A 23,273-nucleotide genomic window follows, 5' to 3' on the forward strand; every position below is an offset into this window, starting at 1 on the left:
CAGTCAGTCTTCCAAGCGGATCGCCTCAGCGGATCGCCCAAAAGTAGGCAACGGTGTCCCCCAAAAGGATGATTTCTCACTGCTGTTCCGGCAGGTCGATCACGGCCGTTCGGTGGGGCACGTTCCGACCCTAGAAGCGGTCACGCTTACCCGGCACGGGAGTTGTCCCCCAGACCACCCTCAGGAAACACGGAGGGAAACCGGAGGATCCCCTCCCTTACTACCTGACGGCGGCCCAGCAACCTCGCGCGAGGATGCTGGGCCGCCGTCAGGTAGCAATTAGGAGTGGAGGCGGATGTGGTGGAGGAAGCGTTCGGAGCGGTCCGTCCGGTCCGCGGCGTCGCTGTTGAGGGCGGCGGTCAGAGTGGCTTCGGCCGCCTCGGTGTCGAAGTCCTCGCCGATGACGACGAGGACGCTGTCGGCATCCGGCCCATCACCAGTCCCCGCGCTTAAAGACGGGGTCTTCGGGACAGGTCGGGCCGCCTCGGCGACGTAGACGTTCGGACCCACTGCCTGCACATCGAAGCTGCGCCGGCGGGATCCCACGGCCGCGAGCACGGTGCCTTTCACTCGGTACACCCCGGGCGGGAGGTCCTCGACGAAATCCATCACCGCATCCGGATCGACAGGGCCGCTTCCGGTGACGGTCACCGACTGGGCATGGCGGTGGGGCAGGGATTCCGCGTCGGCCTCGTCGTCACCGAGCTCGTCGGCTGCCGCCTCGGCGTAGGCCTGACGCAGCAGTTCCCGGATCGGCAGCTCAGGTTGGATCGGGTCGTCACCGGCGTCGGAGCCGCCTCGGCGAGGGTCCTGCTCTCCTTCGCCCGGGTCGAAGATCAGTGTGGGGTCGAGGCGGGCGCGGTGGGAGCCGATGACGATGACGCGCGGATTGCGTTCGTGGACGCGGGCGCGCACGGCCTCGACCGTGTTCTCACGGTCGGCGGCGGGCACCTGATCGAGCTTGTTGACCAGCACCAATGTCGTCGCGGCGAAGCGCAGGGGTGGCAGATTCGAGGTGTCGACGGTGTCGAAGTACATGGTGGCGTCGACGACGTCGATGACCCCGCCGAGGTGGAATCGGTGGTGGCCCATGCGGGTGATCATGCGAGCAAGGGTCAGGGGCTCGGCGAATCCGCTAGCCTCGACGATGATCGCGTCGAGGCGCAGCTTGGGATTCGTCATCGCCACAAGCGCGTCTTCGAGCTCGGAGTCGTCGGTCAGGCAGCACACGCATCCGCCCGAGATCGACAGCGGTTCGTCGACTTGGCCGACGACGAGTCCGGCGTCGATGTTGAGGTCGCCGAAGTCGTTGACGATGACGCCGATGCGGGCGTCAGGGTGGCGCAGGAGGTGGTTGAGCAGGCTCGTCTTTCCGGCACCGAGGTAGCCGGTGAGCAGGATGACCGGGATCGCCGGTCTGCGGGCGGGTCCGCTCATTGCGCCTCCTCGGTGGTCGTGCTCGCTTTTCGTGCTCGGTGGCTCGACAGCGCGGGTTCCGCTGTGCGTGCGGGCCCCGTTCTCGGTACGGGGTCAATCGTAGAGGTGTGGGTGAACCGCCCGTTAATGGTAACGTGTTTCATTATTTCTCTTGCATATGCACGTTCATGCATGTGCCCCTGTGGCGTCGACGATGAGTTCGACAGAGACGATAAGGGAGGACTCCCATGGCAGCTCCGCAGAAGAAGACGCGCAGCACCGCGCAGAAGGCGCTCATCAGCTCTGCTTTGGAAACGGAGACCCGCTTCGTCTCCGCCAAACAGCTTCACCGCCGCCTCGAGGACGAAGGGGCCAGCGTCGGCCTCGCCACCGTCTACCGACAGCTCAATGCTCTCGCACGCGGCGGCGATGCCGATACGATCACCATCGCCGAGACCCAGCTCTTCCGCGCCTGCGCACAGACCGAGCACCATCACCATCTCGTCTGCGAACGCTGCGGCACCGCCGTCGAGATCGACCCGCCGAGTGAGGACTGGATGCGTCGGATCGCGGCATCGAACGGCTTCGAGATCACCCACCACGTCTTCGAGATCTTCGGCCTGTGCGCCGAATGCCGGGCGACCGGCTGAGCTCAGCTTCAGCTATCAGCCAGGTGAAACCGCAACAGCCTGGCGCAGGGACCGAACTGCTGCCGGTTCACCAAGCCGACATTTCGCCACCGAGCCGGTGAGGCGTCATCCGCGGTGCGCAGAGTCCCACGCGGGGAACTCGTCGTGATACTCCAGCCAGGCCATCGGCCCCGCCAGAAGCTCAGCATCGGTGAGGACCGCGCGCTCCAATGCCTCCCGCAGCCCCGCCTCATCGAGGTCGATGCCGATGAAGGCGAGATCCTGTCCCAGCGCCAGCAGTTCGGCACCTTCGCCGAGGTAGGGTCCGGCCGCCAGCGGCGCGAGCATGAGACGGGTGCCCGCCTGGTCCCAGTGGGCGGTCACGTACGGCCGCGACGCCAGCCGCGCGAACCCCGCCGAGCGGATGATGCGCCCCCAGCAGCCCTCGCCGAGCGCAGCAGTCAACACCATCTGGAGCCGCTGCGGGTGGAAGGGGCGAGCCTGCTCGTAGCGGAAACCGGAGGCGGTTCCGGGTCGTGCCGGCGCAAGGAATTCCTGGTTGAGCAGCGCCGCCCACCCGGCCGACGGCGGTCGGTGGCTGAAGTCCCAACACATGTGCTCGTGGACCGCGGCACCATCGAGGACGAACCGGTGGGCCTCGGGCGCGAGGTGGGCGATGAGGTCGACTGCCTCGGCGAATTCGTCGGGGAGGTGCTCACTGTCGGCCCCGCTCCCGGCGTCGGATCCTGCTCCGGTCGGCGCCAGCAGAGCCAGAGTCGAGGCGAACTCGACCTGGTTGATCAGCCTGACGCAGCGATCCTCGGCCGCAAGGTCGGCATGCAGGCAGGCAAGGTCGAGCACGCAGACGAGGTCGGTGAGCACGGCTCGCGTCTCGGGAGCACTCAGGGCTCCGATGATCTCCGGGCAGACCTCGTCGTCTGCATACTCGAGGACGAAGCCGCGGACTCCGGAAGTCAGAGAGAGGAGTCCGACGAGGCGGTCGATCGCCTCGATTCCCTGTTCCGTCTGCTCCGCGGGCACGAAGACAAAACCGCGATCTCTGGCCAGACCCATCGCATAGCGCCTGCGCTCGGCAGCGCAGAGTCCGACGACGGCGATCGCTTCGATGCCGTCGACGATGGTACTCCGGCCGCGTTCATCTGCTCCCTGCATTCGCTTCCCTTCGCTCGAGAACATAGTATTGAATCTAATGATACTCATTCTCAGTAAGGAGTCGCACCCATGAAAGTTCGTCGTTCGCTGCGTTCACTGAAGTCCCAGCCCGGTTCGCAGGTGGTCCGCCGCCGCGGCCGCGTCTACGTCATCAACAAGAAGAATCCTCGGTTCAGGGCCCGCCAGGGCTGAGCCGCAAACACTGCCGCTCAACCGCGCTCGAACAGCTCCGGCGCGGATTCGACGAGCAGTCGGGTGTGGCGGATATGGGCGGCCATGACCGCCTCGGCGGATTCGACATCACCGATCTCGATCGCCCGCAGAATCATCCGATGCTCGGCGAAGATGTCGCCCCTCCGGCCGCTCACGTGCGGGGTGACCAGCCGGCGGCGGTAATAGTGACTGAGGTTCCACAGGTGGTCGACGGTCCGGCTCAGCCGACCCGCGCCGGCCCCAGCCATGATGGCGCGGTGGAAGTCCCGATCGCGCTCGAGGAACTCACCGGGCGAACGTGCGGCCTCGACCGCCTCGGCGAGGTCGACGAATTCCGTGAGCGATTCCCGAGTGTGCGTGGGCATCGCCAGGGACAGCAGAAGGGGTTCGAGGCGTTCGCGCATGAGATAGACTTCGCGGCATTCCTCGAGGCTGAGCTCGGTCACCCAAGCACCCGTCGACGGAACGAGTGTGACGAGTCCCGCATCGGCAAGGGCGCGCAGAGCCTCGCGGATCGGGATCCGGCTGACGCCGAACTCGACGGCGATCTCCTCCTGTCGGATGCGGGCGCCCGGCTGCAGCTGACCGGCGATGATGCGCGAGCGCAGTTCGGCCGCGATGGCGCCGCTGCGCGCTGGATCATGCGACATCGTCTGACTCCCCTATCTCACCGAGGCGGCTCCCCGCCCCGGTCGTGCATTGCGCGGTTCCGTACGCCGTGGCTGCTCAGCCTGCGGTCAAGCGCGCCATGGCTGCGCAGGCCCCCAGCGCACAACGTCCTTCGCTGTGAAGCATAGACGGAAGCAGCGACGCGCGGGAGGTCCCAGAAATCGCAACCCAATTGCAATCCAACCGAATTCGGCAGCTTTCGGGTCGAATGGCCCTGAAAAGAATCTGTGAACATAACCGAGGATTGGATCCGATCAGCCATTCATCCTTGTTTCGATTGACCGTTCTTCCTGCATTCGGATCAACTGCGTGACCACGATTGGATCCAATCCTTCCCGGCTCATTCCAAAACTGTGAGATGCGGCTATCTGCCCTGGTCATCAAGTGTATATAGGACCGAGCCGATTTGGCGTCGGAAGCCCCGAACGGTCGTTGACATCACTATTTCGGCGGCGCACACTTCAACAGTCGAAAACTGAATTCGCAATCGAAAGGCCGATGATGTCCGTTTTGAATCCCCCGACGTCCGGAGCTGCGGCCTCCGGATCGGGCCGACCGATGAGGGTCGACGTCCGCAATGACAAAGGTCTCAAGAGAGATATCGGCAAGATCGGCCTGCTGTTCACCGGGGTCGGTTCGATCATCGGATCCGGGTGGCTCTTCGGTGCCTTCAACGCCTCGGTGATGGTCGGCCCCGCCTCGTTGATCTCGTGGGCGCTGGGTGCCGTGATGATGATCTTCGTGGCGCTCAACTATGCCGAGCTCGGCGTCATGTTCCCCGTCGCCGGCGGCGTCATCCGCTTCCCGCACTTCTCCTTCGGATCCTTCGCGAGCTTCACCTCCGGCTGGATCACCTGGCTGTCGGTCGCAGCGACTGTGCCGATCGAGGTCATGGCCGCCGTGCAGTACGCCTCGAGCTACCTGCCCTGGCTCATGCACACCGTCGACGATGTCGCCGTCCTCACCGGTCCCGGCATCGCAGTGTCGATCGCGCTCATGCTCGTCTTCAGCGTCATCAACCTCTACGGCGTCTCACTGTTCGCTCGTTTCAACAATGTGCTCGTGTGGTGGAAGCTCGCCGTCATCCTGCTCGTCATCGTCGTGTTCTTCGCGCTGGCGTTCAATCCCGGACACTTCGCTTCCCAGCAGTTCGGCGGCTTCGCCCCGAACGGGGTCGCCCCGATCCTCGCCGCACTGCCGGCAGCTGGCATCGTCTTCTCCTATCTCGGCTTCCGTCAGGGTGTGGAATTCGCCGGTGAGACGACGAATCCGCAGAAGAACGTGCCCTTCGCCGTCGTCGGGTCGATCCTCGTCACCGGCCTCATCTACATCCTGCTGCAGGCCGCTTTCATCGGCGCTCTGCCCAGCGACCTGCTCAAGGACGGCTGGGCGAACCTCGCGTTCACCAACGATGCCGGGCCGCTGGCCGAGATCTCACTCCTGTTGGGCGCCGTGTGGCTGGCGATCATCCTCTATGGCGATGCGATCATCTCCCCCGCAGACACCGGCCTCATCTACACCGCTCTGGCTCCGCGTCTGTCGTATTCGCAGGCGAAGGTCGGCAACGCTCCACGCGCCCTGGCCAAGCTCAACAGACACGGCGTGCCGTGGGTCTCGCTGCTCGTCGTCTTCATCGTCTCGTGCATCATGTTCCTGCCGTTCCCCTCATGGGCGAAGCTCGTCGGCTTCATCACCTCGGGAACTGTGCTCTCCTTCGCCACCGGTCCCGTCGTCGTCGCCGCCCTGCGTCGTCAGCTGCCCGAGCAGGAGCGCCCGTTTCGACTGCCCGGCGGTGACGTGCTGCCGATCATCGGCTTCGTCTGCGCGAACCTCATCGTCTACTGGACGGGCTGGGAGACGAACTGGAAACTCTTCCTCGCCGTCGCCATCGGCTACGTCGTGATGATCGCCCACCACATCTTCGCCAAGGACAAGTCGCGCCTGCCGGATCTCAAGATGCGTTCGGGCTGGTGGATGATCCTCTGGATGGCAGGCCTCGTCGTCCTCAGCCTCATCGGCCACTACGGCGGCGGACTCGATCTCATGGGCTTCATCGTCGGCGAAGTCGTCACCGTGATCTTCTCGATCGTCGTCTTCTACGTCGGCATCGCCTGCCGTCTGACTCCCGAGGAGGCCGTCGAAGCCGTCGAACAGACCCAGATCGACGACTGAGGAATCCCCTCGCCGAGGCGGCCGTCACCATTCGCGGTGACGGCCGTTTCCGGTCCGCCTCGACACCATCGCCGAGGCGGGCCGGATCGACCGTGGCATCCCCTACTGCAGCCGGGCTCGAATCGCTTCGAGCTCGGCTGCGGTGTCGAAGTCGCTCACTACCTCCGGGTCCACGGCGACCACCACCGGGTCGAGACCGTCGAACAGCAGTTTCACTGCCCCATCGGTGGGGTCGCCGATCTCAGCGAGACGGGCACGCAGCAGTCGAGTCGGCCAGGCCGCGCAGAGGAACTGCGTCTTCCCCCGATCGTCGGTGCCCGTGGCCGGACGTCCGGTGGCCCGGCACGTAGAGATGAGCTCACCGAGGTGGCCCGCCGTGATCAGCGGCATGTCCCCGGCCAGGACAAGGGTGACATCGGCCGTCTCGGCCGGGAATTCCACCTCAATCTGCATCGCCGCGACTGCGGCCGCAATCCCGGCCAAAGGGCCCGCGAACTCGGGTTCTTCCCGCACGACGCGGACGCCTTTCTGCTCCGCCTCCGAGAGACCGTCTGCGGGTCCGGCCACCCACACCTCGGCGTCGGCTGCCGCACCGCGGATGCTCTGCAGGATCCGGGAGATCGTCGAGCGTCCGTCGACCTCGACGCCGGGTTTGTGCACGCCGTCGAGGCGTCGCGAACGACCGCCGGTGAGAATGATCGCGTTGACTGTCATGCCTCGATCGTACAGACCGCGAATACCGCGCTCAGTGCCCGGCAAACAACGAAATCCGCAGCCCATCCTCGACGAATCGGCGCTACTCTGGGCAGGAACACACCCACATCGCGCACGCACCGTCGAGTGCCCGGAGGAAGATCATGTCGAAGTTCGATGTCGTCGAAGCGTCCATCGCCGATCTGCGAGCCGCCCTCGAGGACGGCCGCACCACCTCGGTGGAGCTCGTCGAAGCTTATCAGGACCGGATCGCCGCATTCGACGGCCCCGACACCGACACGAAACTCAACTCCGTGATCGTGAAGAACCCGCAAGCCCTCGCCGAGGCGGCCGCCTCCGACGAACGACGTGCAGCCGGTGAGACGCTCGGCCCCCTCGACGGGATTCCGTACACCGCGAAAGACAGTTACATGGTCGCGGGCCTCACCGTTGCCTCCGGGGCACCGGCCTTCGCTGACCTCATCGCGCAGAAAGATGCGTTCACGATCGAACGGCTGCGCGCCGGCGGCGCCATCTGCTTGGGCCTGACGAACATGCCGCCGATGGCCAACGGCGGAATGCAGCGCGGACTCTATGGTCGGGCCGAAAGCCCCTACAACGCCGACTGGCTGACCAGCGCCTTCGCCTCCGGATCCTCGAACGGATCGGGCACGGCCACGACGGCGAGCTTCGCAGCCTTCGGCCTCGGCGAGGAGACTTGGTCATCGGGCCGAGCCCCGGCGTCGCACAATGCGCTCATCGCCTACACCCCCTCGCGCGGGGTGATCAGCGTGCGCGGAAACTGGCCGCTCGTGCCGACCATGGACGTCGTCGTCCCCCACACTCGCACGATGGCCGACCTGGCCGAGGTCCTCGACGTCATCGTCGCCGACAACGAGCAGACTCGCGGGGACTTCTGGCGCGTCCAGCCGTGGGTGGATATCCCGAAGGCGAGCGCGGTGCGCCCTGACTCCTATGCCGCGCTGCTGCCGGAATCGGTTGCGGCGGCGCAATCGGTGTTGGCCGGCAAGCGCCTTGGGGTGCCGCGGATGTACATCAACGCCGATGAGGCGGCCGGAACGAACCCGGACGGCGGTATCGGCGGGCCCACGGGACAGCGAGTCGAGACGCGCGCCTCTGTGATCGAGGCTTGGCAGGCGGCGCGAGCCGATCTCGAATCCGCAGGCGCCGAGGTGGTCGAGACCGACTTCCCGGTCGTGAGCAACTACGAGGGCGACCGACCCGGTGCGCCGACGATCGCGACGCGGGGGTTCGTCACCGCCGCCTACCTCGACCGGGAGATCAACGACCTCTCGTCGTGGGGGTGGGATGACTTCCTCGCCGCGAACGGCGACCCGAAACTGAACACCCTCGCCGAGGTGGACGGAGCCTTGATCTTCCCCCACCCACCCGGTGCGCTGCCGGATCGCTACGTCGGGTTCGACGATGACATCGCAACCTACCCGGAGCAGGTGCGCACGAATCGCTACGCCTCGGTGACGGAGATCCCGGAGCTCGAATCCGGTGTGCGCGGGCTCGAGGAGACCCGCCGGGTCGACCTCGAGGAATGGATGGACGAGCACGGCCTCGATGCGGTGATCTTCCCGGCGATGGCCGATGTGGGACCGGCCGATATGGATGTCAATGAGGCTTCGGCCGACCTCGGTTGGCGCAACGGCACATGGGTGGCAAACGGCAACCTCGTGCCCAGGCATCTGGGCATTCCCTCGGTGACGGTGCCGATGGGCACCATGTCAGACACCGGGATTCCCGTGGGCCTGACGATCGCCGGACGGGGCTGGGACGATTCCGCGCTCATCGAGATCGCCGCGGCGTTCGAGGCGACGGGCGACCGTCGCCAGGTGCCGCCGCGGACTCCGCGGCTGTAGAGCCTCAGCGCCCGGAAGCGAGTTCGCGCTTTCGCCTGGAGGCGTCACGCAGCTGCATCCATCCGGCGAGGATGAACCAGATGAGGAACGGGTAGGACGCGGCTCTCTCGACAATGCCGACGGGCAGGTTCCAGGTCTCGGGAGCAGCCAATAACAGTGCTCCGGCGAGACCGAACGCGCCCAGTCCGAGCGTGAGCCCGCCGAATTCGACGGGACCGATCCAGCGCTTCTCGGTCCAACGAGTCAAGGCGATGCCTGCGGCGAGCAGACCGAGATTCTGGATTCCGGATCCGCCGAAACCGAAGACAGCATGCAGAGTCGGATCGATATCGGCGGGGACCATCCCGGTTCCGGCCAACAGCATTCCGCCGGCGGCGAGCAGGAAGGATCCGCACCTGCCCCAGCGACTCGGGGCGATCCAGTCGTGCCAGATGAAGGCGATGATCGCGAGCATCGATCCGGCGATGATGGAAACACCGTTGACGAAGGGATGGGCCGGTGAGCAGACCTCGATCGGGGTTCCGACGTCTCCCCAGTCCCCGCATCCGGTCATCCCCAGATGACTGATGGGCTGCTGAGTGAACGAATAGCCGCCTTCGGACATCAGTGCCGCGGGAATCTCGATGAGGATCGTGGCCATGCCGGCAAGCACGGCGAGGAGTGCCCATACCCGCTCGGGTTTGGGCGAAACGCGGATGGCGCCCGAACCGGCCACCTCTGCTCCTCCGTACGGCGACATCGGATGTTGTTCACGCTATCACTGCGCCCGCCTGAAACCTTCTGGTGAACCAGTCCGACCCCTGGCGTGTCGAGGCACAACAGTGGAAAAGTATTGACCATGGTCGATTACACGGTTCTCGCCGAACGCGCTTTCACCCTCCTACAGGGACATCACCAGGACGAACCTCTCGTGCTGCCGACCGTCTGGGATGCCTGGTCGGCTCGTGCGATGGTCGACGTCGGTTTCAACGCTCTGAGCATCGGATCGCACCCCTTGGCCGATTCACTCGGCCACGGCGACGGTGAGCAGATGACGCTCGAGCAAGCGCTCGAGGGGATCTCACGGATCACCTCGGCGGTGGATGTTCCGGTCACCGCTGATCTCGAATCCGGATACGACACCCCTGCTCCCGAGCTCATCGCCGGTCTCCTCGATGCCGGAGCGGTCGGCGTGAATATCGAGGACACGGTGCACAGTCGCGGCAGCATGCGCAGCCCCGAGGAGCATGCCGAATACATCTGGAGTCTGCGCCAAGCGGCCGAGGCTCAAAGGGTCCACGTCGTCATCAACGCCCGGACAGATGTGTTCAAATATCCCGGCGACTTCGAGGATCCCACCGCCGAGGTGGTCCGACGTCTGCGTCTGTGCACCGACGCCGGCGCGGACTCCGTCTACCCTGTCCGTCTGCCCGATGTGGGCACCCTCAAGTCGATCCTCGCGCAGATCACTCTGCCGCTCAATGTCACCGCGCACCCGATCAAGGGCGCGGTACCCGAAGAACTCGACCTCTCACAGCTCGCTGAGCTCGGGGTCGGGCGCGTGACCTTCGGTCCGCTTCTGCAGGCGGCGCTGACCGACTGCTTCGCGGATTTCACGCGCGCTTGGCAGTAGGGTCATCCCCCTGCCGTCGGCACCATTCACTGCAACTCACCTCCACCCATCACAAGAGGAGACGCAATGCCTGCCAACCCCCGCGAAGGCCAGCCGATCTGGATCGACTATGTCTGCCAGGACTTCGAGGCCGCCCAGAACTTCTACAATCAGCTCTTCGGCTGGGAATTCACCGACATGGGTGAGGACTTCGGCCACTACAACATGATCACGAAGGACGGAGGCAACGTCGGCGGCGCCATGCGAGCCATGAACATGGACGGCGCTCCGAGCCCGGAGATGCCCACGGCTTGGTCGACCTATTTGCACACTGGGGACATCGCCGGAGTTCACCAGGCAGCGTTGGGTGCCGGTGCGACGGACGTCGTCGGACCCATGCCCGTCGGCCCGCTCGGCCAGATGGCTGTCGTCGTCGATCCGACGGGATCACCTATCGGCATGTGGCAGCCCGGTGAATTCTCCGGCTTCGACACTCCGCTCTCACCGGGAACTCCCGTGTGGTTCGAACTCATGACGACGAACTACCAGGCAGCGAATGATTTCTACGCCAAGGTCTTCTCATTCGACATCACCCCTATGGAGGGCTTCCCGTACTCGACGCACGGCGACGGCGACGATGCCGTGGCCGGAATCTGTGACGCCAGCGAGTGGGCACAGAATTCCTATTGGCGCACCTACTTCAACGTCGAAGACGCCGATGCCTCGGCAGCGAAGGTGACCGAGCTCGGCGGCAAGGTGCTCGCCGGTCCGGAAGACTCCCCGTACGGACGCATCGTCACGGTCACCGACCCGGAAGGCGCGACGTTCCAGCTCCAGCAGAATCTGTGACCGTCTGCCTCGCCGAGGCGGCCCGGCACTGTTCTGGTCGACTGCCCTTCGGCAGTCGCTGATCCGGCTGTGACTGACACCGATCGTTTTGCACCGCTGCGGCGACGAATCCTCAGCCTGGGGCTCGGGGAGATCGTCGCCGCGGCGGTCTTCGCTGTCGTTCCGACGCGGCTCGCTTTCGTCACGGCCGATCGAGCCGAGGCCGCACTGTGGTCAGCGCTGATCCCTCTGCTCTTCATCCTCGTCCAGGCCGGAGTCTATTGGCTGGTCGCTCGACATCATCTGCCGGCCCCGATTCCAAGACCGGTCGCTCGAATCTATCGGTTTCTGCGAGTCATCAACCCGCTCGTGCTTCTCGCCTCACTCATCGGCATCGTCATCGCTTGGCCCGGCGTTTCGCTCAGCGCGGTTCTCATCATCGTCATCTGGCTGTTCGCTGTGGCCGAGTACATCAACTATTTCCATGTCCGACTCTCCTACCCGTGGTCGCAGTGGGCAGGTCACGTCGGCCGCCGGTCAACTCCGCGCCTGGTCAGAGACCTGCAGAGGAGTTAGAGCTACCGCTGCAAGTCATCCAGCACGCTTGATGGTGAGCTTTGAAATCATGCGGTCGCTGAATAGTCTCAGAATGAACATCGCGACAGTCTCTGTATTTATGGCATCTTCATTCGCCGACGTTTAAGCTCGAAACCAACAAGCCGACGGCCGAGAGTGTCGCACGACTGGAAGTCAAAGAGGGCGGATCCATTTGGACATCAGCACGGAACTGAACGGCAGGATCGAATACATAGTAATTCCAGCGATTCAGAAGCTGCTCACTGATGCCGAATTCGAACAACTTACTATCGAATCTGAGGGGTCTAGGCTCGATCGATTCGTAGCGTCTATTCAGGCATGCGGAGAGACTCTCAGCGTCATCGTTTCAGATTCCTATATGCACGAAAGCATGGATGAGGCGCGAGATCGATTCTTCGAAGATCTTCGAGATGAAATATCGGAGACCGAATTCGGCTGGGGTCAGCTCCGGGATGGCTCGTCGAATTGACCTCAGGCCCGGAGGGCCAGCGCGAAGGGCAGCACCGAGGTGGCTCCTGCCCGCCGCAGCAATCGTGCACAGACCGTCATCGTCCACCGCGAGACGACCTCGTCGTCGACGAGCAACACTGACTTCCCGGCCACTGCCTCCTCGACCTCCGGAGGAACAACGAAGGCCTCATAGAGGTCCTTGACGCGGAAGGCACTGTTGACATCAGGGGTGCCGTGGTCGCCGACCTGCAGCAACTCACCCCCATCGACAAGACGGCCGGCCGCGGCGAGATTCGCGGCCAGAGACCGCACCGTCACTGGACGGCGGTTGCTCGGGATCGATACGACCACCTCGGGCCGTGTTTTCCAATTCCACTGTGCCAGGACTTCCAGGCACCATTTGCCGATCTGGCCGGGCACCTCTGCATCGGGAGCATCAGGGGCGAGAAACGAGCGCAGACTCTGCCCCTGACCTAGGTCGGACAGGCGGGCGATGGCACGTCCCTCCTCGGCGAGTTCTTCTGCCGGGATTCGGCCCTTGAGCGGAACCCCGATGTTGGCGAGTCCGCTGGGCCAGGTGCTGCGCGGCTCGATGGGCAGGCCGATCTTGTGCAGGTTCCCGGCCGCGACTTGGCGCTGTTCGTCGGAGATCTCGACAGAAAACCACACGCCGGCACAGTTGTCGCAGCGACCGCAGGGTTTCGGGTCGGGATCGTCGAGCTGGCGGATGAGGAACTCCATCCGACACTGCCCGGTCGCCTCATAATCGAGCATAGCCTGGGCCTCTTCGGCTCGGACGGCCGCGACCTTCTCATAGCGTTCCCGGTCATACGTCCACCCGAACCCGGTCGAGACGTACCCGCCCTTGACCTTCGACACCGCGTCTTCGACTTCGAGGGTCTTGAGCAGCAGGGTGAGTCGGGAGCGTTTGGTTCCGACCAAGGTCTCCAAGCGGGCCACGGACAGGGGGCCGTCCGCCTCGGCGAGGGCTGTGAGTACGGCGTTCGCGTCCGCCTGGTTCGGCATCGACGCAGTCGCGAAGTACTCCCAGATCTGTTCGTCTTCCGCTCCGGGCAGCAGGAGGACATCGGCAAAGTCCGTGGCGCGGCCGGCGCGACCGACCTGCTGGTAGTAGGCCACGGCTGAGGAGGGCGCGCCGATGTGGATGACGAATCCGAGGTCGGGCTTGTCGAATCCCATGCCCAGCGCCGAGGTGGCCACGAGTGCCTTGAGGCGGTTGTCCTTGAGCTGCTGCTCGAGTTCGGCGCGTTCTTCGGCGTCGGTCCGGCCGGTGTAGGCACGGACCTCGTGGCCTTGTTCCCGCAGCATCCGGGTGATGTCCTCGGCGGCGGAGACGGTGAGTGTGTAGACGATGCCGGATCCGGAGAAGTCGTTCAGGTGCGAGGCCAGCCAGGCGATGCGGGCACTCGCGTCGAGTCCGGGCAGGACGCCGAGGCGCAGGGAATCACGGGCGAGTTCACCGCGGACGACGGTGGTGTCGTCGCCGAGCTGCTCGGCGACATCGGTGACGACGCGGGAGTTCGCGGTCGCGGTCGTCGCGAGCACCGGGGTGTTCTGGGGCAGTTCGGACAGGATGTGGCCGATGCGGCGGTAATCGGGGCGGAAATCGTGGCCCCAGTCGGAGATGCAGTGGGCTTCGTCGACGACGATGAGTCCGAGGAAGGCCAGCAGCTGGGGCAGCACTTCGTCGCGGAACTGTGGGTTGTTCAGCCTCTCCGGGGAGACGAGGAGGACGTCGAGGCTGCCGGCCTTGAGGTCCTCGAGCACGGAATCCCATTCGGTGACGTTCGAGGAGTTGAGGCTGGCCGCGCGGACTCCGGCGCGTTCGGCGGCGGCGATCTGGTCGCGCATGAGCGCCAGCAGCGGGGAGATGATGAGGCTCGGCCCGGTACCCGAGGCCCGGAGCATCCGAGTGGCCACGAAGTACACCGCGGACTTGCCCCACCCGGTGCGCTGGACGACGAGGACACGTTTCTTCGCCTGCACGAGGTCACGGATGGACTCGAGCTGGCCGTCGCGGAACTGCGCGTCCGTATTCGCGGTGAGCTCGGCCAGGATGCGCTGCGCCTCGATCGCGAAGCCATCAGGGGTTCCGGGCGACTCGGCAACGGGTGGGGATGTCGGGGTGGATTCCGTCATGGTGCCAGTCTAGGTGGAGGGTGTGACACGGCCCGACCGAGCGGCCCTTCCTCAGCGCAGCGCGAGCTCGATGCCCAGGGTGGCGAGCACTCCGAAGAGGACGCCCCAGAGGATGATCGAGATGACCTGCCAGAACGCCACGGCGTTGCGGTTCGCACCGAAGCCGACCATCGCGGACGAGGTGATCTGCGAAGGCAGGAGTGTCTGGCCGAGCAGCGAAACACCCGGCACGCCGAATTTGTCGAACATGCGCTTGAGCCGCTGCCGTTTCGGCTTCTCCTCGGTCTGTTTGTTCTTTGTGGCTTTGTCGCGGATCGCACCGGCGCCGTAAACGAAGGCGAGCATCGAGATGACGTTGCCGATGATGGCCATGAGGATGGCGACCACGGGGTGGAGTCCGATCGCGACGCCGATGACAGCGCCGAAATACGACTCGACGAAGGGGATGGCCGAGACGAGCAGAATGCCCGCCCACTGCAGCCAGTCGGGGATGTTTCCGGCGAATTCCTGCAGACTGTCGATCATGAGGGCTCTCTCTTCTTCCGTTCGGGTCCTCTGGTCGGGTCAGCACACTGTTCCTGCCGCGCCGTTTCAACGCTTTGGCACACCGTACTAGTACAACGTACTATACACTGAGTTAAAGCGTCGTTGTCAATGAAGCGAGGAGTCACGGTTGTCGAAGCGAGACGAGATCGTCACCGCAGCCATCCGCCTGGCTGAGGGGTCACAGCCGGGGCATGCGAACCTCAGCGTGCGCGCCGTGGCCAAGGAAGCAGGAGTCGGGCCGTCGACCCTGCGCCATTACTTCCCCACCCAGGCAGACCTCCACGAAGCAGTCGCGAGGCGCTCCATCGACACCGTCGTCAAGGACTTCTCCATCGCCGATGCGACGATTGATCCGGCCGACCGGCTCTATGAGTGCAGCGCCCAGTTCCTGCCGACCCATGAGCATCGGGACATGCAGCTCGAAACCTGGTTCTCCATGCACCTGCATGCCCTTGGGGCTGAGAAGCGGGCAGTGTCCCGGCGCCTCCTCGAACACGGTCACCGCGTCACCTACGACAGCCTGCATCGCTGGCTGAATCTGCTCGCCGAGGAGGGGCATCTCGACCCGACTGAGGTGGCATCGACCGCCACAGCGCTCTTCACCACCGTCGACGGCATCGCCTTGCATTCGATCATCTCGCCCGAAACCATGACCGTCGACGCCGCACATGAGCAGGTCAAGTGGACGATCAGCAAGCTCCTCAGCTCCTGAGCGGATCAACAGAGGGCAGTTCAGCTCCGCCCCCGAATCACCGCATGACGGCGGCCGCGCGACGCAGCGCGTCGGTCAGACGAGAGAGCTTGTCCGAAGCCAAAGTCCAGTGGTGCCAGTACAGCGGCACGTCGATATGCGGCTCCGCGCCGATCTCGACGAGGTCGGCTTCGAGCCCGTCGAGCTGCATAACCGGCACCATCCCCCACCCGAGGCCTGCCTCCACTGCGGCCGCGAACTCCGCTGACCCCGGCACGACCGACATCGGCGGCCGACCGTCGACACCGCAGCGGCGGAGGAACTCAAACTGCAGGTCGTCGTCCTGCCCGAAATTTACCATCGGCAACCTGGTCAGATCCGCCTCGGCGCCGGTGGAATGCCGACCGAACAGGGAACGTTCGGCCACGGCGGTGTAGCGCATCGCCCCGAGCTCCGCGACCGTTGTCCCGTATCCGCCGGTCGCCGTCGAGGTGATCGTGCCGAGCACCTCCCCCGATGCCAAGAGCGGCAGCGCTTTGTCCTGGTCGACCATCTCGATGCGGAGGACGACGTCGTCCCAGCCGGCCGCCTCGGCGAAGATCGGGCGAAACCACGTCGCCATCGAATCGGCGTTCACCCCCACCCGGAGCACCGTGGGCTCACGACCCCGGTCACCGGATCCGCCCGCCCCGAGGGAGTCGGCGTCGATGCCGTGCAGTCGGTCGAGCGCTTCGGACTCGAGCAGCTCAACTTGCCGGGCGTAGCGGAGGATCGCCTGCCCCGCCTCGGTGACGGTGATCGGATTCGTTCGTCGGATGAGCACCTGCCCGAGGCGGGACTCGAGTGTGCGGATGCGCTGACTCGCCGCCGAGGCGGTGATGCCGAGGACGAAGGCCGCCCCTTCGACGGTGCCTTCGTCGACAGCGGCGGCGAGCGCTTTGACGTGATCGATGTTCATGAAGCAATTGTGCATCAGATGCATATTCTGTTGTTTTTCTTCTGTTCCGTCAGTCTCTACTGTTGAGTCCGTGCTCACTCATCTCGTCACCGGACTCCTCACCGGCTGGTCCCTCATCATCGCCGTCGGCCCGCAGAACGCACTCCTGCTGCGGCAGGGAATCCGGCGCGAGCACCTCGGCGTCGTCATCACCATCTGCATCGTCGCCGACGTCCTGCTCATCGCGGCGGGCACGGTGGGGATCGGGGCGATCGTGCTGCTCGCGCCGTGGGCGCTCGAAGTCCTGCGGTGGCTGGGCGTGGCCTACTTGCTGTGGTTCGCATGGACGAGCCTGAAATCGGCGCGCGAAGCCACCGGGCTGAAGGCTGACACTCATCAGCGGTCCCTCAAGTCCATCATCGTCACCACTCTGGCGTTGACGTTCCTCAACCCCGGCGTCTACATCGACACCGTCGTTATGCTCGGCAATCTCGCGAATCAGCAGGGTCCGGACGGGGTGTGGCCGTTCACATTCGGGGCAATGCTCGGCTCGATCAGCTGGTTCCTCGTCATCGGCTACGGCGCCCGTGGACTCTCCCGATACCTAGGGCGGCCGAGGGTCTGGCAGGTCCTCGACGTCATCATCGCCGTCGTGCTCGTGCTGCTGGCCGCGCGGCTGGCGCTGGGGTAAGACGCTGCGCCGAGGCGACCGACGTCGTCGCCGATGTCAGTGCCCATCGATACCGTCGCAGACATGGATCCTCGAGTCGACCTGCCGCTGCGTTCTGTGGCCGAGCATGCCCTGTCACCTCCGGAGCTGAGCCCTTGGCTACGCGAACTGCCGGCCGCGCGCGACGTTCTGTCCGGCTTCGAATTCGATCGGACGACCGTCTTCGTCGGCGAGAACGGCTCGGGCAAGTCGACCATCATCGAGGCCATCGCTACGGCTCTTGACCTCCCGCACGGCGGCGGCTCCGGCTGGGAGGTGCGCGATCACGTCGAGGCTCCTCCCGAGCTGAGCGAACACCTGCAGATCGTCCGTGGAGCGACGACGAATCGCAGCGGCTTCTTCCTTCGCGCCGAGACGATGCACGAGAACATGGCCTATCTCATGAGCGTCGGCTCGATGCGCGGCCATCACTATGCGCAGCGATCGCACGGCGAGATGTTCGTCGACATGCTCACAAGCCGTTTTATGGAGCTGGGGCTGTGGATCCTTGACGAGCCGGAGAGCGCGCTGTCGTTCACGGCCTCGCTCACTCTTCTTCAGCTCATCCGCGATCGCCAGCGGAAGGGCCTGCAGACCGTCATGGCCACCCACTCCCCCATCCTCGCCCGAGCCGACAAGGCGAAGATCGTCGAGGTCGGCGACTGGGGCTTGCGCGAATCCACGTGGGAAGACCTCGACATGGTCGATCACTGGCGTCGTTTTCTCCACGACCCGCAAAGGTACCTGCGCTACCTCGACGACTGAGGAGGTGCGGCCTACGCTCGCGACGCCGGCAACGACCCCACTCCTAGTTCTGGTGACACCCGCAGCTTGCACCCGGGAGGTTCCCAACACCTCGGCGGCGCCTGTTTGAGCACCTCCCCACTGCGTTTCGCTAGATTGTTGGGTCGATCCACGGCGTTTCAAGCAGCGAAAACGCCGTGGATCGACCAAACAATGCGCCGACAGCGTCTGGCACCCGCAATGGGCCATGTCCGCGCTGCGATCAGGCCTGTAGTCCGCAGCAGCCCTGTGCCCCGCAACGACTCTGCGGCCCGCACCCAAGGCACGACCCGCCCGGCCTACAGCTGCAGGCTCGGGTGGAGCTGAGTGAGCGTGACCATACGCTTGCGGCTGCAGACCACGGTTGTGGCGACCAGACAGATTGCCGTCATCAGCAGCAGCACCACTGCCGCCTGCGCGGCGATGAACATGTCACCACCGGCAACCAGTGTGCGCAGGCCGCTGACCGCGTGCGTCATCGGCAGGAACGGCGAGATGATCTGGAAGACCTTCGGCGCCGTCTCCACCGGATAGGTTCCGCCTGCCGATGCGATCTGCAGCATCAGCAGAACCAGGGCAATCAGCCTGCCGACACCGCCCAAGGCCGCGACACACAACTGGTGCACGGAGTGGAAACAGGCCGCCACGAGCATCGAGAACAGCAGTGTCCACAACCACGATCCGGCCGAGAAGTCCAAGGTGAAGGCGAGGATCGCATAGAGGACCGCAACTTGGGCGATGCCGAACAGCAGCCCGGGAACGTAGCCGGCCCATGCGATGCGCGACGAGGTGGCCGATGAGAACAGTGCTCGGTATGGGATGGCGTTGAGCACCATGTAGGTGATCATTCCGCCGATCCACAGAGCCAGGGAGACGAAGAACGCAGACAGACCTTCGCCATAGGCATCGACGGCATTGTCCTTGACCTTGTCTGCATCAACGGGAACCGCCACGACATCCGAACGGTTCTCCCGGTCCTTCTTGTCGTAGGTCGGGATCTGCTCGAGTCCTTTCTCCAGCCCGTCGGCGAGTTCTCCGGAACCGTCATCAAGCTTGCCCGCACCCTTATCGAGTTCGGTTGCCCCGTCGACGAGCTGTTCCGATCCGTCCTTGAGGTCACCGGCTCCGTCCTTGGCCTTCGCCGTGCCGTCCTTGAGCTGGACGGCCCCGTCATGCAGGTCACCGGCACCCTTGGCGAGCTTGCCCGCTCCGTCGTCGAGCTTGATCAGTCCGGAGTGGAGGTCGTCGGCACCGGTCGCGACCTTCTGCGCTCCGTCGTCGAGCTGACCGATCTTCTTATCGGCCGTGCGGATCTTGTCCATCACGCCGTCGACCGCGTCGGTCAGCTTGTCCTCGAGGCTCTTGGCTTCATCCTTGGCATCGGAGGCGCGCTTGTGCGCGGAATCGAGGTCCTCGCCGAGGCCGTTGGCATCCTCGGCGAGCTTCTTGACGTTCGGGTCGTCCGGATAGTCCTCCTGCAGCTGCTTGATCCGGTCGTCCATGTCCCCGCGCACGGTGGTCCGGGCATCGTCGAAGTCCCCTTCGGCGCGCTCGAGCTTCGGTCGCGCTCCGTCGACGACGTCATCGGCCTTGCGTTTGACGTCCTCGGCTTTCTTCGTCGCCTCATCGGCGGTATCGCGCAGCTCGGAGGTGCCGTCAGCGACCTGCCCGGCGCCGTCAGCGAGTTTCTTCGAGCCGTTCTTCGCCTCGGTGGTGGATTTCGCCAGGGTATCGGCCCCGTCGGCGAGGTCGCCGCTGCCCTTCTTCAGCTCACCCGCGCCCTTATCGAGGTCGATGAGTCCGGAGTGCAGCGTTCCGATGCCCTTGTCGAGCTTCGTCGCCCCGTCGACGAGCTCTCCGGTGCCGTCGTGGAGCTGGCCTGCTCCGTCGTGCAGGTCGGACGCACCGTTTGCAGCTTTCTCAGTCTCCGAATGGATGTCGTTGAATCCGAGATACACCTGGTTGACGTACTCGGCGGTCGTCGTCTTGCTCAATCCGCCCTTGATCTCGGAGAGGATGGTCCCTGCCACCTGTCCGACGATGAAGTTGTGGGCGTCGTCGGTGCGCAGCTTGAGCCCTGCCTGCTCCGGATCGTCACCTCCGGTCGACACGAGCATCTCGGAGAAGTCCGAGGGGATCTCGAGGACCGCGAAGTACTTCCCTTCGGCCAGTCCCTCGTCGGCTTCTTTCTGGCTGGTCTCCTGCCAGTCGAATCCGCCTTCGCCCTTCGGCGTGATCTCGTCGACGAGTTCCTGACCGGCGTTGAGCTTCTCCCCGTCCGAGTCGGGCTTCTCCGCGCCGGTATCCTCGTTGACGATTGCCGCCTGCAGCTTGTCGAGGTGCTCGGTCGGGTTCCAGTTCGAGGCCAGGTACAGCCCGCCGTAGATCGACGGGATGACGATGATGACGATCATCGCCAAGCGCGTGATCGTGTGGCGTTTGAATCGTGAGAGTTCTAACCAGGGCAGGGAGAACATTCGGGAATCTCCTCGGATTCGTATACGTGGGGCAGGTAGTTCAGTGTTTGGACCCGCGATGAGCGGGAGGGTGGGGCGGCAGTTCGAGTTCGACCAGCGACGGCTCCGCGCGAAAGCCGAGCGATCTGGTGGCGATGTCGAGTTCGCTCGAGTCCTCGCAGGAGACGATGACCGTGAGCGGGTTCTCGGGATCCCGTGATCTGCGGAGCTGCTGGTAGATGAGGATCCCGGCCCAAGCACGGGCTCGGTCGGCGGATTCGCGCAGGTAGTCGATGTTGTCGATGACGACGACGGGTGGACGGCTGAGGCTCGCCAGCCCGAATTCGAGGAAGAATTTCTGCAGCTCACTCAGCTCGGAGACGAATACCTCTCCGTCATCGTCGATGAGGAAGTCGGCGCGCTGGGCGTCCTGCTTCGAGAACGTCCCCGGCGGGAGTTCGTCGATGATCTCCGTAGCCGTGGTGAAGGTGTCCCGGATGAGACCGATGACCTCACGCAGAGTCGATTTCGACGCCCACGGCTTGTACCAGGGCTGGAGCATGATCTGTCGTTCGGCGACGTGCTGCGCAACCGTGAAATCGTCCTCAAGGTCGGTTAGCCCGCCAATATGTCCGACCGCAACCTGCCCGCGCACGGTGCGGGCCTGCTTGCGGATATCGATATCGCCGAGGCGGCCCTCCCCCGCGGAGACCCGCATCCTTCCAGCCAAGGACAGGAGGAGAGAGGTCTTTCCGCTGCCGGCGGGTCCACGGACGACAGCGATGGCCCCGGTCGGCACCTCGAGGTCGATATCGGTGAACACATCGCCTTGTTTGCCGGACAGCGACCAACCGCGCAGCGCGACCGCTGGCGCGTCGATGTCGGCGTCCTCGGCGAGAGTGTCCGTTGTGCTCTCCATAGCCATCGCTCCCAATCGTCTGTGCCCTCGTCGATCCGGTCAGTGCCGGAGAATTCTGCACCGCGCAGGTGACTGCAGACTACGCCACCACCGGCGCGTGAGGGTGTGGAGCGGGCGACTCCACGTGAAGTTACTGGTTGGTAACACCAGTGAATTCTCTCATGAAAATGACGCGAGAGTGACTCGAGAAGACCCAGATGTCACGAATTGCACATCGATTCTCTGCACAGAGGCCATCGGGCGGCTCCTCGGGCGGCCTCTCGGCGGCCTCTCGATGGGGACCGCGGCACGGTTCAGGAGGCGGGGCTGCACCGCGGTTTCAGGGGTGGGGTCGTACTATCGAAGACGTCGATGTCCCTCGACACACGACGACGAGAATGAGGAGCGGATGAGCACGGCAGATCGCAACCTCACCGGACTGCACAGACGGTGGGGGCTGAGCCCTTCGACGCTGGCTCCCGGATGTTTCGCCTCGGTGATGGCGACCGGGATCGTGTCGATCGGTGCCGAGCTCAAAGAGCTGCACTCGCTGTCCGTGGGTCTGTTCTGGCTAGCCGTCGCCCTGTATGTGTTCTTCACCGCACTCACCGTGGTGCGGATCCTCCTATATCCAGAAGCTGTTCGCGCCGATCTGCATGATCCCTCCCGGGCGTTCGGGTTCTTCACCGCTGTGGCCGGCACGAATGTCCTGGCGACGGGGCTCGTCGGTTTCGGCATGATCCCGCTTGCCCTCGCCTTCTTCGCTCTCGGCGGTCTGCTCTGGCTGGTGCTCGGGTACGGGATTCCCTTCACTGCGATCCTCGGGTCGAGCACACGGCCGGTATCTGCAGGGGTGAACGGCACGTGGCTTGTGTGGGCGGTGGCCGCTCAGTCAGTGGCGGTGGTCGCCGCGAGCCTGGGGATCGAGCTTCCGAACACCGCATATTTCGCGCCCGGTCTGGTCGCATTCCTCGCGCTCGCGGCGGTGGTCATGTGGGCCGTTGGACTGGCGCTCTACGTCGTCTGCGTGATTGCGATCGGCGTGCGCGTGCTTCAACATCGGTTCGGACCCAAGGACCTCGATGCTCCGTATTGGGTGACGATGGGGGCACTGGCAATCACGATCGTTGCGGGTTCGCGGATTCTCGATCTCAGCGACGCCCCCCTGCTCGAGGCGACACGCGTACCGGTCGGCGCTTCCTCGGCGCTGCTGTGGGCGATCGCCACGTGGCTCGTCCCGGCGCTCGTCGCCGCAGGAGTCTGGAGGCATGCCGTCCGCCGGGTGCCGATGACCTATTCGGCCGGACTGTGGAGCATGGCGTTCCCTGTCGGCATGTACGCAGTGGCGAGCATCTACCTGGGCCGGTCGGATCATGTGCCGGCGATCGAATGGATCGGGCTCCACTGGTACTGGATCGCCCTAACCGTCTGGGCGATCGTCTTCGTCGCCATGGTCACCTCATTCGTCAGAACCCTCCGTCGGCCCTGACCGGTCAACCCGCCTCGGCGGGCATGTCAGAAAATCGGCAATCGGCGCCGACGTCGGGCTGCCTCGGCGAGGGGATTGCAGTCGCGCATCAGGCACCGCCGAGCTCAATTCGCGCCACACGTCGCACCTCGCCCCGGTCCTCGCAAGGCACCCTCCCAGCAGCACAACGCCCCGCCGGCGGCATCTCGCACCCTTGCAATGGTGCGAGATGACACTGACGGGGCGTGATGGCCGCGCAGCCGTAGGACGTGTCAGCAGCGGTAGGTGATGCTCCGGCCAAGCAC

General features: G+C 64.7%; 22 protein-coding genes. 12 read left to right on the top strand and 10 right to left on the bottom strand.

Annotation, left to right across the window (positions count from 1 at the left end):
- Positions 1-279: 279 nt before the first annotated feature.
- Entirely contained in the window at positions 280-1,437 is a 1,158-nt protein-coding gene (locus tag AC3CD9_RS13470; RefSeq protein WP_488364371.1) for a CobW family GTP-binding protein, read from the bottom strand.
- Between the two features lie 227 nt (positions 1,438-1,664).
- Between AC3CD9_RS13470 and AC3CD9_RS13475 the strand changes: the two genes are divergently transcribed.
- Positions 1,665-2,066 (top strand): Fur family transcriptional regulator, encoded by a 402-nt coding sequence (locus tag AC3CD9_RS13475; RefSeq protein WP_488364372.1) that lies wholly within the window; start codon positions 1,665-1,667, stop codon positions 2,064-2,066.
- Between the two features lie 105 nt (positions 2,067-2,171).
- Here AC3CD9_RS13475 and AC3CD9_RS13480 read toward each other — a convergent pair whose 3' ends face one another.
- The gene (locus AC3CD9_RS13480) at positions 2,172-3,218 is read right to left on the bottom strand and encodes a GTP-binding protein (protein WP_488364373.1); all 1,047 of its coding nucleotides are present in this window, start codon (positions 3,216-3,218) and stop codon (positions 2,172-2,174) included.
- Positions 3,219-3,287: 69 nt separating this feature from the next.
- On the opposite strand from AC3CD9_RS13480, the gene ykgO reads away from it, so the two are divergent.
- Entirely contained in the window at positions 3,288-3,410 is a 123-nt protein-coding gene (gene ykgO / locus AC3CD9_RS13485; protein WP_488364375.1) for a type B 50S ribosomal protein L36, read from the top strand.
- A 17-nt stretch (positions 3,411-3,427) separates the two neighbouring features.
- On the opposite strand, the gene AC3CD9_RS13490 is transcribed toward ykgO, so the two are convergent.
- Positions 3,428-4,081: a GntR family transcriptional regulator gene (locus tag AC3CD9_RS13490; RefSeq protein WP_488364377.1), complete on the bottom strand. Its 654-nt coding sequence runs from the start codon at positions 4,079-4,081 to the stop codon at positions 3,428-3,430.
- Between the two features lie 520 nt (positions 4,082-4,601).
- Here AC3CD9_RS13490 and AC3CD9_RS13495 point away from each other — a divergent pair.
- Complete coding sequence (locus AC3CD9_RS13495; RefSeq protein ID WP_488364378.1) at positions 4,602-6,272, top strand: APC family permease; 1,671 nt, start codon at positions 4,602-4,604, stop codon at positions 6,270-6,272.
- Between the two features lie 102 nt (positions 6,273-6,374).
- Here AC3CD9_RS13495 and mobA read toward each other — a convergent pair whose 3' ends face one another.
- Positions 6,375-6,986 carry a molybdenum cofactor guanylyltransferase gene (gene mobA, locus AC3CD9_RS13500; RefSeq protein ID WP_488364379.1) on the bottom strand — a complete coding sequence of 204 codons (612 nt, stop codon included), beginning with the start codon at positions 6,984-6,986 and terminating at the stop codon, positions 6,375-6,377.
- 143 nt (positions 6,987-7,129) lie between these two features.
- Between mobA and AC3CD9_RS13505 the strand changes: the two genes are divergently transcribed.
- Positions 7,130-8,854, top strand: a complete 1,725-nt coding sequence (locus tag AC3CD9_RS13505) for an amidase (protein ID WP_488364381.1) — start codon at positions 7,130-7,132, stop codon at positions 8,852-8,854.
- Positions 8,855-8,858: 4 nt separating this feature from the next.
- On the opposite strand, the gene AC3CD9_RS13510 is transcribed toward AC3CD9_RS13505, so the two are convergent.
- Positions 8,859-9,593 carry a DUF998 domain-containing protein gene (locus AC3CD9_RS13510; protein WP_488364382.1) on the bottom strand — a complete coding sequence of 245 codons (735 nt, stop codon included), beginning with the start codon at positions 9,591-9,593 and terminating at the stop codon, positions 8,859-8,861.
- Between the two features lie 99 nt (positions 9,594-9,692).
- Here AC3CD9_RS13510 and AC3CD9_RS13515 point away from each other — a divergent pair, with 99 nt between their 5' ends.
- From AC3CD9_RS13515 to AC3CD9_RS13530, 4 genes are all read left to right on the top strand, one after another.
- Positions 9,693-10,466 carry an isocitrate lyase/PEP mutase family protein gene (locus AC3CD9_RS13515; protein WP_488364384.1) on the top strand — a complete coding sequence of 258 codons (774 nt, stop codon included), beginning with the start codon at positions 9,693-9,695 and terminating at the stop codon, positions 10,464-10,466.
- Between the two features lie 66 nt (positions 10,467-10,532).
- The gene (locus AC3CD9_RS13520) at positions 10,533-11,294 is read left to right on the top strand and encodes a VOC family protein (protein ID WP_488364386.1); all 762 of its coding nucleotides are present in this window, start codon (positions 10,533-10,535) and stop codon (positions 11,292-11,294) included.
- 69 nt (positions 11,295-11,363) lie between these two features.
- Positions 11,364-11,849 carry a hypothetical protein gene (locus AC3CD9_RS13525; RefSeq protein WP_488364387.1) on the top strand — a complete coding sequence of 162 codons (486 nt, stop codon included), beginning with the start codon at positions 11,364-11,366 and terminating at the stop codon, positions 11,847-11,849.
- A gap of 193 nt (positions 11,850-12,042) precedes the next feature.
- Positions 12,043-12,339, top strand: coding sequence for a hypothetical protein (locus AC3CD9_RS13530; protein ID WP_139467910.1), 297 nt, complete (start codon positions 12,043-12,045; stop codon positions 12,337-12,339).
- A gap of 2 nt (positions 12,340-12,341) precedes the next feature.
- Here the strand turns inward: AC3CD9_RS13530 and AC3CD9_RS13535 are convergent, their stop codons facing one another.
- A complete protein-coding gene (locus AC3CD9_RS13535; RefSeq protein ID WP_488364389.1) occupies positions 12,342-14,480 on the bottom strand; it encodes a RecQ family ATP-dependent DNA helicase in 2,139 nt (712 codons plus the stop codon).
- Positions 14,481-14,531: 51 nt separating this feature from the next.
- A complete protein-coding gene (locus AC3CD9_RS13540; RefSeq protein WP_488364390.1) occupies positions 14,532-15,005 on the bottom strand; it encodes a hypothetical protein in 474 nt (157 codons plus the stop codon).
- 148 nt (positions 15,006-15,153) lie between these two features.
- Here AC3CD9_RS13540 and AC3CD9_RS13545 point away from each other — a divergent pair, with 148 nt between their 5' ends.
- A complete protein-coding gene (locus AC3CD9_RS13545; protein ID WP_488364392.1) occupies positions 15,154-15,738 on the top strand; it encodes a TetR/AcrR family transcriptional regulator in 585 nt (194 codons plus the stop codon).
- A gap of 37 nt (positions 15,739-15,775) precedes the next feature.
- Here AC3CD9_RS13545 and AC3CD9_RS13550 read toward each other — a convergent pair whose 3' ends face one another.
- On the bottom strand, positions 15,776-16,675 hold the full coding sequence (locus AC3CD9_RS13550) for an ArgP/LysG family DNA-binding transcriptional regulator (protein ID WP_488364393.1): 900 nt from the start codon (positions 16,673-16,675) through the stop codon (positions 15,776-15,778).
- A 70-nt stretch (positions 16,676-16,745) separates the two neighbouring features.
- On the opposite strand from AC3CD9_RS13550, the gene AC3CD9_RS13555 reads away from it, so the two are divergent.
- Positions 16,746-17,345, top strand: coding sequence for a LysE/ArgO family amino acid transporter (locus AC3CD9_RS13555; protein WP_488364394.1), 600 nt, complete (start codon positions 16,746-16,748; stop codon positions 17,343-17,345).
- Positions 17,346-17,408: 63 nt separating this feature from the next.
- Complete coding sequence (locus AC3CD9_RS13560; RefSeq protein WP_488364396.1) at positions 17,409-18,128, top strand: AAA family ATPase; 720 nt, start codon at positions 17,409-17,411, stop codon at positions 18,126-18,128.
- Positions 18,129-18,445: 317 nt separating this feature from the next.
- On the opposite strand, the gene AC3CD9_RS13565 is transcribed toward AC3CD9_RS13560, so the two are convergent.
- Together AC3CD9_RS13565 and AC3CD9_RS13570 are read right to left on the bottom strand one after the other, a co-directional pair.
- Entirely contained in the window at positions 18,446-20,623 is a 2,178-nt protein-coding gene (locus tag AC3CD9_RS13565; protein ID WP_488364399.1) for a YhgE/Pip family protein, read from the bottom strand.
- 40 nt (positions 20,624-20,663) lie between these two features.
- The gene (locus AC3CD9_RS13570; protein WP_488364401.1) at positions 20,664-21,521 is read right to left on the bottom strand and encodes an ATP-binding cassette domain-containing protein; all 858 of its coding nucleotides are present in this window, start codon (positions 21,519-21,521) and stop codon (positions 20,664-20,666) included.
- 388 nt (positions 21,522-21,909) lie between these two features.
- Between AC3CD9_RS13570 and AC3CD9_RS13575 the strand changes: the two genes are divergently transcribed.
- Positions 21,910-22,989: a tellurite resistance/C4-dicarboxylate transporter family protein gene (locus AC3CD9_RS13575; protein WP_488364402.1), complete on the top strand. Its 1,080-nt coding sequence runs from the start codon at positions 21,910-21,912 to the stop codon at positions 22,987-22,989.
- The last annotated feature ends 284 nt before the right edge of the window (positions 22,990-23,273 follow it).

It is taken from the genome of Brevibacterium sp. MGP-B1 (assembly GCF_057766545.1).

Bases quoted from the DNA above. Each gene is read 5' to 3' on its own strand.
- AC3CD9_RS13540 (WP_488364390.1), bottom strand. From the start codon at position 15,005: ATGATCGACAGTCTGCAGGAATTCGCCGGAAACATCCCCGACTGGCTG.
- AC3CD9_RS13475 (WP_488364372.1), top strand. From the start codon at position 1,665: ATGGCAGCTCCGCAGAAGAAGACGCGCAGCACCGCGCAGAAGGCGCTC.
- AC3CD9_RS13515 (WP_488364384.1), top strand. From the start codon at position 9,693: ATGGTCGATTACACGGTTCTCGCCGAACGCGCTTTCACCCTCCTACAG.
- mobA (WP_488364379.1), bottom strand. From the start codon at position 6,986: ATGACAGTCAACGCGATCATTCTCACCGGCGGTCGTTCGCGACGCCTC.
- AC3CD9_RS13470 (WP_488364371.1), bottom strand. From the start codon at position 1,437: ATGAGCGGACCCGCCCGCAGACCGGCGATCCCGGTCATCCTGCTCACC.
- AC3CD9_RS13570 (WP_488364401.1), bottom strand. From the start codon at position 21,521: ATGGAGAGCACAACGGACACTCTCGCCGAGGACGCCGACATCGACGCG.
- AC3CD9_RS13535 (WP_488364389.1), bottom strand. From the start codon at position 14,480: ATGACGGAATCCACCCCGACATCCCCACCCGTTGCCGAGTCGCCCGGA.
- AC3CD9_RS13495 (WP_488364378.1), top strand. From the start codon at position 4,602: ATGTCCGTTTTGAATCCCCCGACGTCCGGAGCTGCGGCCTCCGGATCG.
- AC3CD9_RS13505 (WP_488364381.1), top strand. From the start codon at position 7,130: ATGTCGAAGTTCGATGTCGTCGAAGCGTCCATCGCCGATCTGCGAGCC.
- AC3CD9_RS13490 (WP_488364377.1), bottom strand. From the start codon at position 4,081: ATGTCGCATGATCCAGCGCGCAGCGGCGCCATCGCGGCCGAACTGCGC.
- AC3CD9_RS13480 (WP_488364373.1), bottom strand. From the start codon at position 3,218: ATGCAGGGAGCAGATGAACGCGGCCGGAGTACCATCGTCGACGGCATC.
- ykgO (WP_488364375.1), top strand. From the start codon at position 3,288: ATGAAAGTTCGTCGTTCGCTGCGTTCACTGAAGTCCCAGCCCGGTTCG.
- AC3CD9_RS13575 (WP_488364402.1), top strand. From the start codon at position 21,910: ATGAGCACGGCAGATCGCAACCTCACCGGACTGCACAGACGGTGGGGG.
- AC3CD9_RS13565 (WP_488364399.1), bottom strand. From the start codon at position 20,623: ATGTTCTCCCTGCCCTGGTTAGAACTCTCACGATTCAAACGCCACACG.
- AC3CD9_RS13550 (WP_488364393.1), bottom strand. From the start codon at position 16,675: ATGAACATCGATCACGTCAAAGCGCTCGCCGCCGCTGTCGACGAAGGC.
- AC3CD9_RS13510 (WP_488364382.1), bottom strand. From the start codon at position 9,593: ATGTCGCCGTACGGAGGAGCAGAGGTGGCCGGTTCGGGCGCCATCCGC.
- AC3CD9_RS13520 (WP_488364386.1), top strand. From the start codon at position 10,533: ATGCCTGCCAACCCCCGCGAAGGCCAGCCGATCTGGATCGACTATGTC.
- AC3CD9_RS13560 (WP_488364396.1), top strand. From the start codon at position 17,409: ATGGATCCTCGAGTCGACCTGCCGCTGCGTTCTGTGGCCGAGCATGCC.